The sequence below is a fragment of the Enterococcus sp. DIV1083b genome, assembly GCF_051713705.1.
Classification (GTDB): domain Bacteria; phylum Bacillota; class Bacilli; order Lactobacillales; family Enterococcaceae; genus Enterococcus_D; species Enterococcus_D casseliflavus.
In genome coordinates this window covers 1,921,992-1,940,337 of sequence record NZ_JBIOQJ010000001.1, presented here as the reverse complement: position 1 = coordinate 1,940,337, position 18,346 = coordinate 1,921,992, and the positions used below count along the sequence as shown (strand labels likewise).

Sequence of the window (18,346 nt, the reverse complement as noted above, 5' to 3'; positions counted from 1 at the left end):
GGCTCATTACTGGAGGTGAAATAATGCTGGTATCTTTTGCAATCGATCAAAAAGAAACTATTTTTTCAAGAGTATAGGTACTTCCTTCATAAAAAAGTGTTCCTTGCCCACTATGGGTAAATTTCAATAGGTAGGAAGGGTAATTTTCTCTTTCAGTAAAATAAGGTTTAGACACCTTGAAATGACCAGTTTCTTGAACGTAGAAAAGCAGTTCTTTACACATCTGGCTAGGTGTTTCTATTAAATAAAGCGAATCTGGTGACCAATTTCGGTGATCATTTTGCCAGTAGGACATAAGTTTCCTCCTAATTTTTTCTATTTTAAGAGTAAACGGATAATGTAAGGGTTGTCAAGAGACTAAAATTCCCCAAAAAGAAGTATGGTCGAAAAGAATATGAGAATCATATATTATAAAATTGACAGGTAATAGTGAAGGAGTGAAGATGTGATGATCAAAAAAGCGATCCGAATGAAATCGCTTGATGGGTATCAAGAACTTTATAAAAAACGTCATGACGAGTTATGGCCTGAAATGGTAGATATGCTTTCCCAGCATGGTGTTCAAAGCTATGAAATCTACTTAGATCCTAAGACAAATGATTTGTTTGGTATTTTAGAAATAACAGATGAGGAGCTTTGGGCACAAGCATCAAGGACGAAGGTCAATCAAAAATGGTGGGCATTTATGGAGGATATCATGGAAACAAATCCTGATTCTTCTCCCGTTTCTGTGTCATTGTTGAATGTCTTTCGTCTGGAAGAACATAGAAAAAATAAGTAATCAAAAAATCTGTTTAAAAAATCCCAAGAGTTCTGGGAAGCGTTGGATGTCTTTTAATTCTTAACTCTGACCTCTTATTCATGGTTAGGTCCTTGAAACTCAGTGAAAATCAGCGAATTATAAAAACCTCTTACAGGAAATGAGTTGTAAGAGGTTTTTAGATGTGCCTGAAAATATAAGAGCTGCATTTATTAAAGAACTGCATGATCTTCTAGTCTCGGCACAACAAACCAAAAACAAGTCACGCCATTTTTCGACTCAGCACCATATTCGAAGGCATGAGAAGTCAAAATGGTTTTTACGATCGCTAAGCCGATGCCGGTTCCTTCTTTATGTCCTGCTTGATGTTGGACGCGTTGGTATCTTTCCCAAATAAGTTCGAGTTGTTCTGGAGGGATATCTTTTCCAGGATTGATGACAGCAACTTTTGTTCCTGCAGATGTATTCGTTAATTTGATTAAGAGTCGTTCATTTTTAGGTGTATGGTTGATGCCGTTGTTTATTAAATTACGCAAAACCTGTTCCATTTTGATGCGATCAAAAAGAGCATTTCCATTCTTACTATCTGCTTCAAAATCTACAGTGATGTCATATTGATTGGCGATCCCTCTTGCGTAAGCAACGACGGAGGAAACCACCTCGTATGTATTCCAGATTTCATTTTTAAGATGTGTGTAGCCTGCTTGCATGATAGAGAAATCCATGATGTCATCGACCATAGCACTCATGCGGTGGGCTTCGCTGATAATTAGGTTCATATGTTCTTTTCGAAGGCGTTCGTCGCTTCCAGATACATCACGTACCATCTCCCCATAGCCAGTGATCAACGCGAGGGGGGAGCGTAGTTCATGAGAAACATTGGCAATCACTTCTTTGCGCAACACGTCTACTCGCTGAAGTTCTGTGCTTAAGTCCGCAACTGATTCAGAAAGTGTACCTAATTCATCACTACGGTTAAGTTTGGGTACGGAATAAAGCTCGCCGTTGGTTAAGCGGATGATGGCTTCTTTGATGGTTTTGATCGGGCGAATAAAATGCTGTGCTAAAAAAAAGGAGATCGTTGACGCAAAAATAGTTAATATGATGGTGAATAGAAAGAGTTGCTGTCGATTTAAGCTTTGAAGCGCTTCGATTTGAGTGATCGTATTGGAGAGCAAAAGGGCAGCTGGGCGTTGGAAAAGAGTGGTAGGAACGCCAATAAGAATGGCAGAAGACTTTTCAAAGTCTTCTACAGCACTCAAGCTCTCACCATCAAGGACAGTTGGTGCGTGAGATAACAACCAGTTGTATTCGTTGCTCAACCCATCTATGTTTAATTGTTGGCCATTGTTAAATGCCGCCAGAATTTCGCCATCCGCGTCGACTAAGAAAAGAGTCCCAACGATCGTTTTACTGAGGAAAAGTAATGGCTCTTCTGGTAAATCATCTGGATCTACTGCCATTTCTTCAATAGCGGCAGCTGTTTCCTGAACTGTTTCTAAAAGTGATTCTTTCGTTACATTGATATAATTTGGTTCAAAGAGCAAGATTTGAACAGTCCACAAAAAAGCGATGCCAATGATGACCAGCAGCATATTGGCGGACCAAAGCCGCACGAGTAATTTACTTTTGATGTAAGTAAAACCTAACCGACTAGTCTTCATAATCAAATTTATACCCAACGCCCCAAACCGTTTGGATCAACTCTCGGTAATCCCCTAGACGCTCTCGCAAGGACTTGATGTGTGTATCCACTGTTCTGGTATCACCGAAATAATCGAAGCCCCAGACACCTTCTAAAATTGATTCTCGGCTCAAAGCGATATGATTATTTTTCGTCAAATAGACCAGCAGATCGAATTCTTTTGGCGTAAGCGGCAGAGGATTCCCTTTGATCGTTACAGTATGAGAAAAAACATTGACTTCGAGATCGCCAAAAACGATCTTTTCGAACTGAAACTGATTGCTTCGTTTCAACACAGCTTTGATGCGAGCCATCAGCTCTTTAGGGCTAAATGGCTTGGCAATATAATCATCGGCACCAAGATTGAAGCCAAAGAGTTTGTCATACTCTTCCTTTCGAGCGGTAATCATGATGACTGGCGTGTTACAGCTACCTCTGATTTCCGAAAGCGTCTGAAAGCCATCTTTTCCCGGCATCATGACATCTAGGAGGATCAAATCGAATGAATGATTGGTTAATTTTTCCAATGTTTCTTTTCCATCCGCTGCCTCAAAACATAGATAACCTTCGATCTCCGCATAAGTTTTCACCAGGGCACGCATATGGGTGTCATCATCGACAATCAATATTTTTTGCAATTTTATTCACATCCTTAAAAATAATTTATATTTTTTAAAGTATATCACAGCATAATCGCTGAATTAATAGGAAAATGACTCTTTGAAAAATAATTGTTCTTTCCCTCACAAGATCATCACAAATACCCAATACTATAGAGGTATATTCGATCGAAAGGGGCGCTTTGGCGATGTATGACTATCATATAGTCAAAAAGAAAAAAGCGAAGAAAAATCGTAAGCTAGTCGGTCATTGGTTATACATAATCAGTCTTGCGCTTTTTATGGGGTTTTCTGCACGTTTGATTTACATTGTTCAAGTCGGCGTGATTGCTGGCGTCTCTTTGTCTGAAAGAATAGAAAATTTGTATTATAGTTCACGATCCATCGAAACAAGCCGAGGGGCGATTTTTGATCGGCAAGGGACAGTGATCGCACAGGATATTCTTTCCTATACTGTTCGAGCGGTTCTTTCTGAAGATTACATTGACAATGGCCGACCCATGTATCTAGACAGAGCGCGCTTTGAGGAGACCGCAACGATTCTTTCGGAGTATTTACCTATTTCTAACGAGCAAGTTTTGTCAATCTTGTCAGATAGTGCGAATCAAACAGATCCGCCTGTCTTTCAAGTGGAATTTGGCAATGTTGGCAGTGGTCTAAGTGTGACTACTCGAAATCAAATCGAAGCGGCGTTTGATGCAGCTGGAATCAACGGTATCTATTTCGATGCTCGTTCAAGTCGCAGTTATCCGAATGGTATCTTTTCTTCACATTTGATAGGGACAACGTCAGATGATGAAGAGATTCGAGTCGGAGTTTCTGGATTAGAATATGTACTGAACGACTTTTTGAAGAATCAAAATGGGCGAGAGTCTTTTCAAGTCAATGCTTCAGGGAATCCTGTTCCTGCAACCAATCAAATGGTAGAAGAAGGCGTAGATGGGAACGATGTTTGGACGACATTAGATGCTCATCTGCAGTTATTCACTGAATCAGTGATGGATGAAGTTATGGAACAAACACGACCAGAAAATCTAACGGCTTTATTGATGGATGCGAAAACTGGGGAGATTTTAACGATGGCTCAAAGACCTAGTTTTCATCCAGAGACCCAAGAAGGAATTGCGGATGAGCACTTTATTTGGCGTAATCTTTTTACGGAAGAGATGTATGAACCTGGTTCGACCTTGAAGCTGGCAACCGTTGCGGCAGCGATTGATGAAGGTGTTTTTGATCCGACGGAACGCTACAATCCTGTGAGTATGCAGATTGAAGATCGAGTCATCAATGACCACGACTCAGGAGCAAATGGTGAGTTGACGATGCGGCAAGCGTTAGCTTGGTCAAGCAACACTGGGATGGTTCGACTTCAGCAACGGATCGGTTTTGATAATTGGGCACAGTATTTAACTGATTTTGGACTAGGGAAAGTTACAGGAAGTGAGCTTCCTGGGGAAGTGCCTGGGATCTTACCTTCAAGAAATCGGGTGGATTATGCCATGAGCTCCTATGGCCATGCGATCGGCGTCAATCAGATGCAGATGATGCAGCTATTTAGTGCATTTGCCAATGGTGGCGAGATGATACGTCCGCAATTGATTCGGCGAGTAGGGGAAGAGACCCAAGTTTTTCCAGAAGTCGTTTCCCAGCCTATTTCACAAGCAGCAGCTGATGCTGTTTTAGAATACATGACCGATGTAGTGACGGATGAACGTTATGGCACCGCTTATGATGTATACCAACTGACGAACCATGAGATTTCTGTCAAAACTGGGACTGCTCAGATCGCCAATGAGAATGGTCAAGGCTACATGACGGGAGAGTTTGATTATATTTATTCGGCGGTCTCCATCTACCCAACCGATGATCCACAGTTTATTCTTTACCTCACTATCAAGCGACCAGAAGAATACGATCGACATACATTAGCTAAAATCGCCAATCCCTTGATGGAGCGTTCGATGGCGCTGCAAAGTTTTCGTGAGTAAAAAAAGTTTCTTAACAGGAGCTTAAAAAGACCTAGATCATCTAAGAAATTTCATGATGCAGCTGGTCAACTTCCCACAGGAATGATAGTCTTTAGAAAAGACAGGAAGGGTGCATCAGCGATCCAATCTAGGGATGAATGAATGGATAAATGATCGCGCTAAAGCTAACACATAAAGATTCATTGACGGAGGTGTCATATGAAAAAAATAAAATTCTTGATCAAAAGCATTTTTCTCATCGGGCTTCTTTATTTTGCAAGCCAGATGATCACATGGCAAGACGGGCGCTTGGCATTTCGTGATGCCCGACTCAACGAGATCACTCAATCTCTCTCGTCCCAATTTTCTCTTTCACAAGACACTTCAGCAAGGCCAGCGGCAGAAACGCCTGCCCAGACATATTTATATAATGAATCACGACAAGTGATCGAAGAAACCTTTGGGGAAGCGATCAATGAATCAGCGAATCGGTATGGACTGAACTGGACTTCCTATCACGATGATTTTCGTAACTTCATGATGGTGATGTATGATGAACATGATATTGCGCAAGGGATCTATACGAATCAAGACACGATTCTTATCGATGACACGCTAGGTATCGGGTCTTCAAAAGCAAGCGTTCGTAATCAGATGGGGACGCGTCAAGAAAGTCTACAACGAGGATCACGACGGTATCGCATCGATTCGGATGCCGACTATGATCTGTTCTTGCAAGACGATCAATTGATTACTTTTTTCTATGATGTTCATGCCGAAGATACAGTGACTGCGATCCAAATCATCAATCGCTCCCTAGAAACACGCCATGCGAATGATTTTCGCCAAAATCAAGCCGCCATTTTAAGCGGCTTACGAACACAGTTATTTGAATTAACGAATGCCACCCGAGTGAAATTTGGTTTGTCACCCCTTGGTTTCAGCGAAGCAACCAGTGAGACTGCCGTGAAGCATAGCCAAGACATGGCAGAACATCGATACTTTGACCATATCGGGTTAGATGGATCGACTCCATTTGATCGGATGCAAGAAGACGGGATCAGTTTCACTGCTGCAGGGGAGAATTTGGCATTTGGCCAGGCCAGCAGTATTTACGCCCATCAAGGTTTAATGAATTCAGAGGGACATCGGGCAACGATTCTAAACGATGAGTATCAATTTCTCGGGATCGGTATTGCGATCGATACCAGCGAACAGCCATATTATACAACGTTGTATCACCGAGGATCGGCGTCGTAAATTCCTGAATTGCTTGAAACTGATTAGTTAAAAAACACTGCTCATTTGAGATTGCTGCGTTAGCAGCATCAAGTGAGCAGTGTTTTTTTGTCGATAAAATGGTGTGCATCAGTATTATTTAGTTTTGACGGTAGGCATGAGGAGAGCACTGATACTTCTTTTGAAACAGCTTATAGAAGAATGAGACATTTTTATAGCCGACTTGGTGTGCGATTTGTTCCACAGGTAGGGAAGAGTTTCTCAACAATAAACTGGCTTGATTGAGTTTTAATTCTTGAAGGATCGTCACAAAGGATCGACCAAGCTGCTGACTGATACGGCGACTCAAATAGCTCGGGTTGTATCCAAATGCATCCGCAACCGAAGCTAGTGTGCAAGTAGCGAAATGTTTCTCCAGATAGTCCAACACTTCTCCGAGGTACAGTTGGTCACTTTTTTGCGACTCGATCCGTTGTTTTTCCTGGAAGTTACGAACGAGTTCGGAAAAAATAACGATCATATAGGAATGGATGACTTCATGAGAACCGAAGGAGGGATTGAAGAACTGGGCCAAGACCCCGAAAATCGCATCAATCAAATAGTCGTTGTTACTCGTTTCAAACACTAGATATTGATTGTGCTTTTGGCTTTCAGATAATGCATTGATGGCAAAATCGGCGATCATGCTATTGGATGCTAACCGGCTGAGCATCTGCGTGGAAAAGTACTCTTTGCTGATCAAAAAGTTAATAACAATGTCGTCTTGATTTGTTTCGATAATTTGGTGGATCACCCCAGTATCAAGTAAGCAAAAGTCACCTGCCTTTAGGATCACTTTTTTCTCATTGATCATGATCGTGACTGTTCCAGAAAAAACATAATTCATTTCGATAAAATCATGCTGATGTAGTGGTGTAGAAGAAAAGCGTGCATGTTTTAAAATCAAGAGCTGGCTTGTCTTAAGAAATCCGCTATCCTGCGGTCGTTTTCGTATGAGACGAGAAAGGTGTTTTTCGAAGGTATATTGGTAAATTGGCTCATTTTTCTCAGTGTAGACTTTCTTGAAATCCTCATAATTGTATGGAAGGGTTTGCGTCTTTTTAAGGGCTATTTCTTCAGTAGTCGTCAATTGTTGTAACTGCTGCAGAATGTTTTGTTTATCCATCGCTTTCTCCTTAGGTAAAAAATAGTTAATGAAATAGTAGAATATCGTCATTGAAGACAGGTAGAGATAGTATATAATACTTGTATGGTAGCGTTATCAATTATCATAATCCGGATGATAATAATAGTCAATAGTACCAGCAAATTCGAAAGAAATGGGGAATCACCATGAACCACGACAAACCATCATTAGGGGATAAGATCCAAAGTACCCTTGGTCCATTTGCAAGTAAAGTCAATGGGAATATTTATATTACTTCAGTTAGGGATGCAATGTTAGCTTACATGCCATTCACCTTTATTGCGTCAATCTTTTTAATTATTGCTTTTTTTCCGATCCAACAAGTGACCGATTTTATTACTATGGTGTTGCGAACAGAAGATGCTAGTGTCTGGCAAGAGAAATTGCTCTATGTCAACAATGCCACACTCGCAATCGGTGGTTTGCTAGTTGTCATTTCCCTCGCAAAATCACTGGCAGAAAAACTTGAAACAAACATTTTGCAATGTGTCTTAACTGCTTTTGTTTCCTTTTTACTATTAACACCGTTGGATGCAATGGAAGCAGGGACTTTTTTAGATATCACCCGTGTTAGCGCGCAATCGATGTTTTTAGCGATTATTGTCGGTATTTTTAGTACAGTTCTTTATAAAAAAATTGAGGGCAAAGGAATCAAAATCAAAATGCCAGCAGCGGTACCACCAGCTGTTTCTGGTCCATTCGAATCGGTGATTCCATCTTTTCTTGTCATCACGACGATTTGGGTCATCCGACTCATCATCGAAGCCTTATTTAACAGTGATGCCATGACGCTGATCAATGGGACCCTTGGGATTCCATTAACTATGTTAGGTGGCTCCCTAGTTGGAATGGTCGTTGTGAAAATTTTCGAGCAATTCTTGTGGTTTTTTGGCCTTCATGGAACCTCGATCATTCAAGCAGTGATGGACCCAATCCATCAAGTCCTTGAAGACCAAAATCGTGTGGCATCAGTGGCGGGAGAGATTCCAACGAATATTATCAGTATGAGTTTTCGGAATCATTTTGCTTCGATTGGCGTCGTTGGTGCAATCATTGCTATTTTGATCGTAGCAAAAAGCAAACAGTACAAAGAGGTTGGAAAAATTGCTAGTGTTCCTTATATTTTCAATATTGGTGAACCAGCTTTGTTCGGGATACCGTTGATGTTGAATTTCAGTTTTCTCATTCCCTTTGTTTTTGCGAATGCCGTCACAACGACCGTCGCTTACTTTGCCTTTTATTTCGGGCTAGTCCCGATCCCAACAGGGCTTGCGCAAATTCCGTGGACGACGCCACCGATCATTAGCGGCTATTTCGTCACTGGTAGTATCATGGGCGCATTGTTACAAATCGTCTTGATCGTGATCGCAACAATGATTTGGTTGCCATTTATCAAAGTTGCTGATAAGCAGATCTGTATTGAAGAAGCACAATAACCCACGAAAGGAGCAGCGTATGAAAGAAACGATAACCATCAACGGTAAGACAAAGCCATTAACAGTGGATTTAAATGATCCGGTCCTTATTGAGTGGTCGATGACCAATCACCAAGGCTATCGATTGCAACTTTTCAATGAACAGCAGCAAGCAGTGTATGACGTTTCCAACATAGCCGCTTCTGAGAATAAACTGGCGGTCCACTTGCCACAGCATCCGCAGCGAAAAAAATATCAAGTCAAATTGACAGCAGGAGCAGGAAACGATGTCACCGTTTACAGCAGTGTGTTTTTCACGATAGAAAAGCGTGAGCAACCTAAAGAAACCATGGGCAAGTGGATTACTCGCTTAGATGATCCAATTAAAAAAGAACGGTTTTACTTTTCAGAAGAGAAAAATAGCTGCTTGTCCCGCTCCTTCACACTGGAAAAGTGTCCTTCCTATGCAGTGATCGATTGCTGCGGGCTTGGTTTTTATCGCTTGTCTGTTAATGGTAAAACGGTATCAGATGTTTATTTAAACAGTGATGTAACGAACTATGATCAAGTCGTCTACTATGATACTTATGAATTAACTGATTTTTTACAGGAGGGAGACAATCGGATCGAAGTTGAACTTGCGAATGGCTGGTACAACCCAGCTCCGATTGAGATTTTAGGTCGGTATAACATCCGCAAACAACTAGCGATCGGTAAACCCTGTTTCTGGGGGGAGCTTCAGTTAAATGACGGAGGAGAGAATCGCTACATTTACTCAGACAATCAGTGGCAAAGTAGTTTTGGGCCTTATTTGCAAAACAATCTTTATATAGGAGAAATCGTTACCGATGTACCTGATCCTCGTCCAGAAGGAAAAACGGTACAAATTGCTGGTCCCGCGGGACGTTTTAAGCCAAGCTTTATTCCTAAAATCAAGCGCACACAATCGATCGTTCCCCAAAAAATGACCGAAACTGCAGCGGGACTGCTTATTGACTTCGGTCAAATCATCAGCGGTCAATTTGCTTGTACACTTGAGAAAGATTTCATTGGTCAGATCAGAATCAGCTATGCAGAAAGATTAGATGAGCAAGGCAACCCTGATTATACATCTACGATCAGTGGAACTTATGGCGTCTACGATCCCTATGAAGGGAAGCAGCCAGATGATCCCATCGTTCAACGAGACATCATTGAGAAAACGGCAGCGAAGACGTTCGTTTTTGAAAACCGCTACACGTATCATTCCTTTCGCTATGCGTTGATCGAGACGAAACCTACTGACAACCTTCAAGCGATTGTGGGCGCAATCAAAGCCTATCGCCTGCATACGGATGTGAAATCGTTGGTAACCCTTGAAACCTCCGATCCCTTCTTGAATCAGTTATGGGCGGTTGGCCAAGCCACGCGGTTGAACAACATCCACTCGTATTTTGAGGACTGCACCCGTGAGCGGTTCGGATATGGCGGAGACATCGTCGCTTTATTGCCAACACAGATGGCAGATCTGGCGATTGAGCCGTTGTTGGAAAAAGTGTTGTGGGATTTTGCCAACGACCAACGACCGGATGGTGCAATGACTGCAACTGCGCCATTTGTAGGAATCATGACAAATGGTCCATCAAATGGTGGTGGTGCGTTAGGGTGGCAATTGGTAGTTCCAGAGCTTGCTTTGGCATTGGTGAAGACCTATGGGAAACAAGCAGCGGTTGCCAAGCTGCGTCCACACTTGGAACGGCATCTCAACTATTTACTCGCTTTTGATTTTGATTATATCGCCCAGTGCTGCCTCGGTGATTGGGGAGCAATTGATGAAACTCAGCAAAACGGGGTCATTACTTCGCCAGATCAGTCCTTTTGCTCTGCCTGCATGTATCTGCTTTTACTACAGCGTTACCAAGAATTGATCGACTTGAGGATCATTGGTAACGAGGACTATTGTCAGCGAGTGACAGCAGCGATCCAGTACACGACACAGCAAATCAAACAGCAGTTTTCTAAAGGAAAGGAGCAATACGGTGCGGATACCTTGTCTAGCATGATCTTTGCAATGAAAACAGGACTCAGTGAAAAAAAACAAATCTTGCCAAAATTAGTACAAAGGATCAAGCAGCAAGAGGGTATTTTCTCATTCGGCATCTTCGGGATGGCATGGAGTTATCAGTTGCTGGCTGAAGCTGGCTATAATGATATTATTTTTGATTGGTTAACGAGGAAATCTGCGCCTAGTTATGCTGCAATGCTGGCAAGCGGAAACGGCACTTTGATGGAACATTTTCCAACGCCGCAACATTCAGCCACTTACGAGGGTTCGTTGAATCATGCCATGTTTGCTTCTTATGGGTATTGGTTTGTCCGTCATTTATTAGGCATTCAGATGACAAGCGCTGGGATACTGATACAACCAGCCTTCGATGTACCTGTAGCCCATGTCAAAGGCTCCTTACAAAGTACGTTTGGATTAGTAACTTTAAGCTGGGAAAAGACTGATCGTACCGTTCGCTTAACGGTGGAGTTGCCACGAACATGTGGCTATGAAATCAGTCAGATGAAAGGTTTTAGAAAAGTCAGCGAGAAAATAGAGGATGAGGGGAGCCGAAAGAAAGTTACCTGTCACTATACGATTACTTCTTAGCTGGTGAAAAAGTCGACACGTGGAAAGTGTTGACTTTTTTTCTGTCCTTGATTACTTTTTGCGTATTTCATCTATGAGGTGGTGAAAATGGATCAATGGAAGCTGCTCAAAGACTATTGGCGATTTGCAGTTGGTGGTGCTGTTTTGCTGGTTTTGCTGATCATCTGGTTTGTACAGTTCTCGCAAAACAAAGAAACAAAGTGGCAATCAATGGCAGATGCAGCAGGTCAATCATCTGAAATGGGGGAAGGTGGAACCCTTCAAGAAGATGGTCTTCACGATGAAGAGTATGAGATCGTTATCGATGTCAAAGGAGAAGTGCACCAACCGGGCATTTATCGTTTAAAATCAGGTGCGCGGATGTATGAATTGATCGAACAAGCAGGTGGTCTGACAGAAGAGGCGTTAGAAACAGCCATAAACTTAGCACAGGTGCTGCAAGACCAACAGATGGTGATCGTCCCGCATAAAGAGGATCAAGCGTTTATGGAGATGAATGCTTCAGGAGTAGGTGGCAGCCAGACAGCAGTGACACAAATCAATCTGAATCAAGCCAATGCGCAGCAACTGCAAGAACTGCCAGGCGTGGGTGCCAAAAAAGCAGAAGCAATCATCGCTTACCGCGAAGAATATGGCTTTTTTAAACAGATTGATGACCTAAAAAAGATCACAGGCATCGGAGAGAAGACCTTTGAGTCCTTGAAAGAGATGATTACAGTGACGGACTGAACCAAATAAAAGTAAGAAATACTAAGAAATGACGGTTGAAAATTCAAGAAATTCGATTAGAATAGAACTAATCAATCGCAAAGGAGCAAATGAATGAGCAATACGAGAATCCCTTGGGACCAGTATTTTATGGCGCAAGCTGTTTTACTTTCTTTACGCAGTACGTGTTCCCGACTTGAAGTCGGCGCTACATTAGTCAAAGATCGCCGAATCATCGCTGGAGGCTACAATGGGTCAGTCAGTGGCGATGTACACTGCATCGACGATGGCTGTTATGTTGTCGATGACCATTGTATTCGGACGATTCATGCAGAAATGAATGCCTTATTGCAATGTGCAAAATTAGGGGTGTCAACAGACAATGCGGAAATCTATGTGACGCATTTCCCTTGCCTTCCCTGTACGAAAGCAATTTTGCAAGCAGGGGTCAAAACGATCCATTATTTGAATGACTATCGTAACAATCAGTATGCAATGGAATTGATTCAACAAGTAGGTGCTTCCGTCCACCAAGTTGAACTTGATCCGGTGTATTTTGAAAAACTTTCATTTGGTGTGCTGAATGATGCACAACCAACAAAAGAGAACTGATTCATTTTTATTTCTTAGTATTATTTTTGCTTGTTCGGTGACTGCTTACTATGTGCAGTCCATCTTACTGGGACTCATTGCACTTTATTATTTCGTGATGCTTGTCTTAAGACGACAAGCATTTTTGTGCATGATTTGTTTTGTCGGACTGTTGCTGTTAAGTGTCCGCGTCTGTCTTTCTCGGACTGGAAACATACAAGAAGGTGAGTATCAAGGGGTAGTCAATGTGTTGCCAGACACGATCAAAATCAATGGCGATCTGCTTACGTTTGAAGCAAAATCTTCCGCAGGTAAAGTGATTGGCCGTTACACGATTTCTTCAGAGACTGAAAAACAGCAATGGCAGGATCGATCCGATTGGGGAAGAAAGCTGCTGGTGAAAGGATTTTTTTCTCTTCCTGAAAAACCACGAAACCGCCACGGGTTTGACTATTCTGCCTATCTAACCAGTCGATCAATTATTGGCACAGTCCATATCGAGCAAGTTGTAGGAATGGAAGCAGCAGACTCAGGCTTTTCGCTTGCAAAAATTCGAGCAGAGGTTATTTCTTCTGTGCAACGAATCTTTCCTGAACGCTCAGCAGCCTATATCAATGCGTTGCTCTTTGGTTTTAAAGACCATGACTTTCAAGAAGTACGTCAAATGTATCGTGCTAGTGGCTTATTGCATTTCTTTACGATCTCAGGAATGCATGTCGTCTTATTTTTCAAGTGGTTTCGCGGATGCTTCTGCCGATTGGGGTTTACGCAAAAAGAAATGCTGTTGCCAATGGGGGTCTTTTTCTTGGTCGTAATTGGGATTTGTGGCGGCGGCATTAGTGTCTGGCGTGCTGTCTTGGCATTGTCGGTTACTCAAGTGACCACTCTTTATCAACAACGGCTATCCGCAAGTGATCATTATGGGATCGTCTTAACGGCTCTTTTATTCGTTGATCCCAAAGTATTGCTTCAAACATCGGGGCAACTAAGTCTTTTGATGACCTTCCTGATAGTAATGCAGCGACCGATCAAATTGACGTGGTTTTGGCGCAGTCAGTTCCTCACGGTGTTGGCTGCGCCTGTCATTGTCTCGCTCTTTTATGAATTTCCATTATTTGGGGGCTTTTTGACGTTTGTCTTTTTACCGTTTTTTCAATTGGTTTTGCTGCCAGCCTGTTTCTTAATGTTCATTGCTGCGACGCTTTTCCCAACCACCAGTGGGCTGATTGCCCTTTTTGAAGGGCTTTTATTACTTATGGAAGTTGTCGTGGGCGCTGTAGGAGGCGTATCGATAACGGTGGGTGCCGTTCCTGCAGGATTGGCAGCTAGTTGTTGTTTGCTTGGCCTGCTCTGTTACCAAAAGAAACGGTGGCTGTTGGTGATCTGTTTTTCGCTTGTTGTACCAATCGTCTTTCAACAGAATCGCGTTTTACCCACCATTAGTTATGTCGACGTTGGTCAAGGCGATAGTATCGTTTTACAGGCAGAAAAAAATCGCGAAGTTTATGTGATCGATACTGGAGGTTCTCTATCTTTTCCGAAAGAAAACTGGCAAGAGCGCAAACGACAAGCTGCCGCGGAATCTACATTGATTCCTTTTTTGAAAGGGGAGGGAGTCAGGAAGATTACTGGTTTGTTTCTAACTCACGGGGACACGGACCATATGGGAGATGCGCTAGCATTGATGAAGGCGATCCCTGTTGAAACGTTATATCTTGTACCAGGAAGTGAACAAGATCACCGCATCGCCAAGCTTTTAAACGAACTGCCTAATCAGACAAGCGTTGTTTGGACGACGGTTGGCCAAGTGGTGGGTGATTTCCTTCAGTTGCAAGTATTGGCACCAGAATCAGGTGAAGGACAAAACGAAGATTCGATGGTGATTAAAACCAAGGTAGGGGATAAAACATTTTTGTTTACTGGCGATCTCGAACAAGCAGGGGAAAAAAGGTTGATTCATGATTATCCGAATTTAAAAGTTGATGTATTGAAGCTAGGGCATCATGGCAGTCGAACCTCGACGGCACCTGAGTTTGTTGCGGCAATCGATCCCCAATTCGGGATCGTTTCAAGTGGACGGAACAATCGGTACGGGCATCCTCATGAAGAGGTGCTTGAAACATTGGCAAATCAGACCGTTTTGCGAACCGATCAGCAGGGCATGATCCAATTTATTTGGTCTGAAAAACAACAATCATTTTTGATAAAAACGCTGCTAGACTATCCGTTTGACTAATGGTAGGATAAGAATGAAAGCGGGGGGAACGATGGAATTACAAAAAGCGTTGCAAGCAATTCGAACCAAGGAGTTGCAATCGATTTATCTGGTCATCGGCAGTGAAATGTTTTTACAAGAGCAAGTTCGCACGGCCTTTTTGGAGCGTTTTTCCGTTGGGAAAGATGATCTGAATTTTGCTTCCTTTGACATGGAGAAAGATCCCCTTGATATGGTGATCCAAGAAGCCCAATCGTTGCCTTTTTTTGGCGATCAGCGATTACTGTTCGTTGAGCGGCCATTTTTCTTAACGGCTGAAAAAAAGAGCAATGCACCTGAGCATGACCTAGATGATTTTTTGAATTATATCAAAGACCCATTGGAATCATCGGTAATGGTGATTTTTGCAGATGTCGATAAATTAGATGAACGGAAAAAAATTACTAAGCAATTGAAAAAAGCCGCAGTTGTGATTGATGTCGCACCTATGAAAGAAGCCGACGTGCGTCAGTATCTCCAACAGTCGTTGGAAAATGATGGCATCGAAATGAGCCGAGAGGCGTTTGATTTGTTTTTACGGTTAACGGATCTGCACCTATCAAAAGCGATGCAGGAGTTACAGAAACTACGGCTGTATGCAGGAAATGGCAATAAAATTACGAAAGAGATCGTCTTGCAGTTGATCCCTAAGACGTTGGAACACAATGTCTTTGAATTAACCAGCGATGTCTTAAAGGGGAACGTATCGGATGCGTTGCGCTTGTATGACGATCTATTATTGCAAGGGGAAGAGACGATCAAGATCAATGCTATCTTGATCAGCCAAGTCCGTCTGCTGTTACAGGCGGCGATTTTGATGAAAATTGGCTACCAGCAAGCCAATATCGCAGAAACGTTGGGGATTCATCCGTACCGAGTGAAGTTAGCGATGCAGCAAGCTCGGGGGTTTGGAGAAAAGCAATTAGCGGCACTATATAGTGAATTGATCGAAAATGATTACTTAGTAAAAAGTGGTCAGATGGACAAAGAGTATTTGTTCCAGCTATTTGTTTTAAAACATGGCAAACAGTAAGACAAAAAGAAAGGCGCAGCAATCGATGATTGCTGCGCCTTTCTTAATTTGCTTATTTTGCAATTTTTTTACTTAAACGAGATTTGTCGCGACTAGCTTTGTTCTTGTGGATCAATCCTTTAGTCTCAGCCATATCGATTGCTTTAACAGCATCTTTATATAACGCATCTACGTTATCAGCACCAGCTTCAACAGCTTGATCAAATTTTTTGATTGCTGTACGCATTGTGCTTACTTGAGATGAATTCTTAGCATTAGCCGCTTCGCTTGTGCGAACACGTTTGATTGCAGATTCAATGTTTGGCATGTATTTCACCTCCGAAAAAAAAGTTCAATTACGTTTAGAAAACGTATAAATCAACACTAGTCATTATACCTAATGCCAAGAGTGATTGCAATAAAAGTTGTAAAGAAATTTTACTTAACACAAAAATTTGTTTTTTGGCCGCGCTATTTTTTGCTTTATGGATTTTAAAAATGCTTCTTTGCACATTTTTTACTGAATAGTTATAAAAAGTTTACACAGAAACAGCTTTCTATGCTATGATTACTTCGGAATTTTTAAATGGGGGAATCTATGTGAATATCGCTTTGTTTCTAACGATTGTGTTGTCATTAGGGGTGATTTTCGTCAACGGCTGGACGGATGCGCCGAATGCTATTGCAACCGCTGTCTCCACGAGAGTCTTACGCCCGAATATCGCCATTGGCATGGCAGTCGTCATGAATTTCTTAGGTGTGCTAGTGATGACGTATTTTAATGCACAAGTTGCAGAAACCATCAGCAACATTGTGACTTTTGATTCAGGCGGGAGTTTTCGGGTCTCACAGATCGCATTAGCCGCTGCCTTGTTTTCAATTGTTGTTTGGACGGTCGCAGCTTGGTATTTTGGGATCCCAACCAGTGAATCCCACGCGTTGATCGCAGGACTGACTGGTGCAGCCATGGCCCTTGGTGGGTTACATGCAGTCAATGGCGAGGAGTGGCTGAAAGTTTTGATCGGTCTTGTCGTTTCTACGTTGATGGGCTTCATTGGTGGCTTTCTGATCACGAAACTGATCGTATGGCTCTTTCGCGATACCCAACGGCGAAAAGCCAACAAAATTTTTACAGTTGGTCAAGCCATTGCGGCTGGTGCCAATGCGTTCTTACATGGTGCACAAGATGGCCAAAAATTTATGGGTGTCTTCATGTTAGGGCTTTTCTACAACAATCTTGCTGAAAAGACCGGCAATGGCTTTTCGATCCCACTCTGGGTGATGGTTCTTTGTTCCTTGACCATGGGGATCGGTACTTCTGTCGGTGGGATGAAAATCATTAAATCAGTAGGGATGGATATGGTAAAACTGGAAAAATACCAGGGCTTTTCTGCAGATGTTACCGCTGCGATCTGTTTGTTCTTGTCTTCCGTATTTGGTATCCCAGTTTCAACGACCCATACAAAAACGACTGCCATCATGGGGGTAGGGGCTTCTCGACGTTTTTCTAGCGTTGATTGGCGCATCGTTAAAGAAATGATCTATGCTTGGATTTTAACGTTCCCTGGTTGTGGGTTGATTGCGTTTCTAATGGTGAAAATTTTATTGCTAATTTTGTGAGGAGATAAAGTAATGGCACGAAAAAAAGGATTTGATTATTTTGCGGCAATGGAGCAGTTGGCAACAAATGGCCATCTAGCTGCGAAACGTTTTTCGCTGTTGATCAATGATTACACTGAAACAGCGTTAAGTGAAGCGGCAGCTGAGATTCATGGATTAGAAAAGGAAGGCGATCAGGTGATCGCTGAGCTAACGAATGAGTTGTACGACTCATTTATCACACCGATCGATCGCGAAGACATCCTGGTCATCTCTGAGCGCTTAGATGATATTTTGGATGGCATTATGGGACTGACTTATTTATTTGAGAATTTGGTCATTACGAAGATCCGCCCTGAGACGAACTTATTTGCTGAAATGATCGTTCAAGCGACACAGGGGGTCGAAACAGCATTAAAAGAGTTTCCGAAGTTCAAAAATTCAAAAACATTGCGTCAAATGATCAACGATGTAAATACGATTGAATCAGAAGCAGATCTTTTGTATTCAAAAATGAAAAAAGCGTTGTTTACGGATGAAAAAGAAGTGCTGGAAATTATTAAGTGGAAAGATATTTATGATCGCTTTGAATCGATTATCAACGACACCGAAAGTGCGGTTGATATCATCGATGGTATGGTGATCAAAAACACGTGAGGAACTAGAGAGCATTCAA

At 42.2% G+C, this 18,346-nt stretch carries 16 protein-coding genes; 11 read left to right on the top strand and 5 right to left on the bottom strand.

The window, feature by feature from the left end; translation table 11 throughout:
- Window positions 1-46 precede the first annotated feature (46 nt).
- Entirely contained in the window at window positions 47-295 is a 249-nt protein-coding gene (locus IGI69_RS08975; RefSeq protein WP_438740522.1) for a hypothetical protein, read from the bottom strand.
- Window positions 296-448: 153 nt separating this feature from the next.
- Here IGI69_RS08975 and rhaM point away from each other — a divergent pair, with 153 nt between their 5' ends.
- Window positions 449-781: an L-rhamnose mutarotase gene (gene rhaM, locus IGI69_RS08970; protein WP_438741515.1), complete on the top strand. Its 333-nt coding sequence runs from the start codon at window positions 449-451 to the stop codon at window positions 779-781.
- Window positions 782-972: 191 nt separating this feature from the next.
- Here the strand turns inward: rhaM and IGI69_RS08965 are convergent, their stop codons facing one another.
- Together IGI69_RS08965 and IGI69_RS08960 are read right to left on the bottom strand one after the other, a co-directional pair.
- Entirely contained in the window at window positions 973-2,424 is a 1,452-nt protein-coding gene (locus tag IGI69_RS08965; protein ID WP_074535265.1) for a sensor histidine kinase, read from the bottom strand.
- The gene (locus tag IGI69_RS08960) at window positions 2,414-3,082 is read right to left on the bottom strand and encodes a response regulator transcription factor (RefSeq protein WP_201705005.1); all 669 of its coding nucleotides are present in this window, start codon (window positions 3,080-3,082) and stop codon (window positions 2,414-2,416) included. The genes IGI69_RS08965 and IGI69_RS08960 overlap by 11 nt, the downstream gene beginning before the upstream one ends.
- A 170-nt stretch (window positions 3,083-3,252) precedes the next feature.
- Between IGI69_RS08960 and IGI69_RS08955 the strand changes: the two genes are divergently transcribed.
- Both IGI69_RS08955 and IGI69_RS08950 read left to right on the top strand, forming a co-directional pair.
- Window positions 3,253-5,052 carry a penicillin-binding transpeptidase domain-containing protein gene (locus IGI69_RS08955; protein WP_438740519.1) on the top strand — a complete coding sequence of 600 codons (1,800 nt, stop codon included), beginning with the start codon at window positions 3,253-3,255 and terminating at the stop codon, window positions 5,050-5,052.
- A gap of 198 nt (window positions 5,053-5,250) precedes the next feature.
- Window positions 5,251-6,291 (top strand): CAP domain-containing protein, encoded by a 1,041-nt coding sequence (locus tag IGI69_RS08950; protein ID WP_060792178.1) that lies wholly within the window; start codon window positions 5,251-5,253, stop codon window positions 6,289-6,291.
- Between the two features lie 118 nt (window positions 6,292-6,409).
- Here IGI69_RS08950 and IGI69_RS08945 read toward each other — a convergent pair whose 3' ends face one another.
- Window positions 6,410-7,435 carry an AraC family transcriptional regulator gene (locus IGI69_RS08945; protein ID WP_438740516.1) on the bottom strand — a complete coding sequence of 342 codons (1,026 nt, stop codon included), beginning with the start codon at window positions 7,433-7,435 and terminating at the stop codon, window positions 6,410-6,412.
- A 167-nt stretch (window positions 7,436-7,602) separates the two neighbouring features.
- Between IGI69_RS08945 and IGI69_RS08940 the strand changes: the two genes are divergently transcribed.
- The 6 genes from IGI69_RS08940 to holA all read left to right on the top strand — a co-directional run bounded on the left by IGI69_RS08940 (window position 7,603) and on the right by holA (window position 16,092).
- Window positions 7,603-8,892, top strand: a complete 1,290-nt coding sequence (locus IGI69_RS08940; protein WP_074535268.1) for a PTS sugar transporter subunit IIC — start codon at window positions 7,603-7,605, stop codon at window positions 8,890-8,892.
- 19 nt (window positions 8,893-8,911) lie between these two features.
- Window positions 8,912-11,506 (top strand): family 78 glycoside hydrolase catalytic domain, encoded by a 2,595-nt coding sequence (locus IGI69_RS08935; protein WP_438740514.1) that lies wholly within the window; start codon window positions 8,912-8,914, stop codon window positions 11,504-11,506.
- An 87-nt stretch (window positions 11,507-11,593) separates the two neighbouring features.
- On the top strand, window positions 11,594-12,235 hold the full coding sequence (locus IGI69_RS08930; RefSeq protein WP_438740512.1) for a helix-hairpin-helix domain-containing protein: 642 nt from the start codon (window positions 11,594-11,596) through the stop codon (window positions 12,233-12,235).
- Between the two features lie 93 nt (window positions 12,236-12,328).
- Window positions 12,329-12,826, top strand: a complete 498-nt coding sequence (locus IGI69_RS08925; protein WP_005230159.1) for a ComE operon protein 2 — start codon at window positions 12,329-12,331, stop codon at window positions 12,824-12,826.
- Entirely contained in the window at window positions 12,798-15,041 is a 2,244-nt protein-coding gene (locus IGI69_RS08920; RefSeq protein WP_438740510.1) for a DNA internalization-related competence protein ComEC/Rec2, read from the top strand. Before IGI69_RS08925 ends, IGI69_RS08920 begins: the two co-directional genes overlap by 29 nt.
- 31 nt (window positions 15,042-15,072) lie before the next feature.
- Window positions 15,073-16,092, top strand: coding sequence for a DNA polymerase III subunit delta (holA, locus tag IGI69_RS08915; RefSeq protein WP_438740508.1), 1,020 nt, complete (start codon window positions 15,073-15,075; stop codon window positions 16,090-16,092).
- Between the two features lie 52 nt (window positions 16,093-16,144).
- Here holA and rpsT read toward each other — a convergent pair whose 3' ends face one another.
- Window positions 16,145-16,399, bottom strand: a complete 255-nt coding sequence (gene rpsT / locus IGI69_RS08910; protein WP_005230162.1) for a 30S ribosomal protein S20 — start codon at window positions 16,397-16,399, stop codon at window positions 16,145-16,147.
- A gap of 236 nt (window positions 16,400-16,635) precedes the next feature.
- Here rpsT and IGI69_RS08905 point away from each other — a divergent pair, with 236 nt between their 5' ends.
- Complete coding sequence (locus tag IGI69_RS08905) at window positions 16,636-17,691, top strand: inorganic phosphate transporter (protein WP_005230169.1); 1,056 nt, start codon at window positions 16,636-16,638, stop codon at window positions 17,689-17,691.
- Between the two features lie 12 nt (window positions 17,692-17,703).
- Window positions 17,704-18,327 (top strand): DUF47 domain-containing protein, encoded by a 624-nt coding sequence (locus IGI69_RS08900; RefSeq protein WP_142968148.1) that lies wholly within the window; start codon window positions 17,704-17,706, stop codon window positions 18,325-18,327.
- Window positions 18,328-18,346: the final 19 nt, after the last annotated feature.

Coding starts and splice junctions, on each gene's coding strand:
- IGI69_RS08955 (WP_438740519.1), top strand. CDS start 3,253: ATGTATGACTATCATATAGTCAAAAAGAAAAAAGCGAAGAAAAATCGT.
- IGI69_RS08950 (WP_060792178.1), top strand. CDS start 5,251: ATGAAAAAAATAAAATTCTTGATCAAAAGCATTTTTCTCATCGGGCTT.
- IGI69_RS08900 (WP_142968148.1), top strand. CDS start 17,704: ATGGCACGAAAAAAAGGATTTGATTATTTTGCGGCAATGGAGCAGTTG.
- rhaM (WP_438741515.1), top strand. CDS start 449: ATGATCAAAAAAGCGATCCGAATGAAATCGCTTGATGGGTATCAAGAA.
- IGI69_RS08935 (WP_438740514.1), top strand. CDS start 8,912: ATGAAAGAAACGATAACCATCAACGGTAAGACAAAGCCATTAACAGTG.
- IGI69_RS08930 (WP_438740512.1), top strand. CDS start 11,594: ATGGATCAATGGAAGCTGCTCAAAGACTATTGGCGATTTGCAGTTGGT.
- IGI69_RS08965 (WP_074535265.1), bottom strand. CDS start 2,424: ATGAAGACTAGTCGGTTAGGTTTTACTTACATCAAAAGTAAATTACTC.
- IGI69_RS08925 (WP_005230159.1), top strand. CDS start 12,329: ATGAGCAATACGAGAATCCCTTGGGACCAGTATTTTATGGCGCAAGCT.
- rpsT (WP_005230162.1), bottom strand. CDS start 16,399: ATGCCAAACATTGAATCTGCAATCAAACGTGTTCGCACAAGCGAAGCG.
- IGI69_RS08905 (WP_005230169.1), top strand. CDS start 16,636: ATGATTACTTCGGAATTTTTAAATGGGGGAATCTATGTGAATATCGCT.
- IGI69_RS08940 (WP_074535268.1), top strand. CDS start 7,603: ATGAACCACGACAAACCATCATTAGGGGATAAGATCCAAAGTACCCTT.
- holA (WP_438740508.1), top strand. CDS start 15,073: ATGGAATTACAAAAAGCGTTGCAAGCAATTCGAACCAAGGAGTTGCAA.
- IGI69_RS08975 (WP_438740522.1), bottom strand. CDS start 295: ATGTCCTACTGGCAAAATGATCACCGAAATTGGTCACCAGATTCGCTT.
- IGI69_RS08920 (WP_438740510.1), top strand. CDS start 12,798: ATGATGCACAACCAACAAAAGAGAACTGATTCATTTTTATTTCTTAGT.
- IGI69_RS08945 (WP_438740516.1), bottom strand. CDS start 7,435: ATGGATAAACAAAACATTCTGCAGCAGTTACAACAATTGACGACTACT.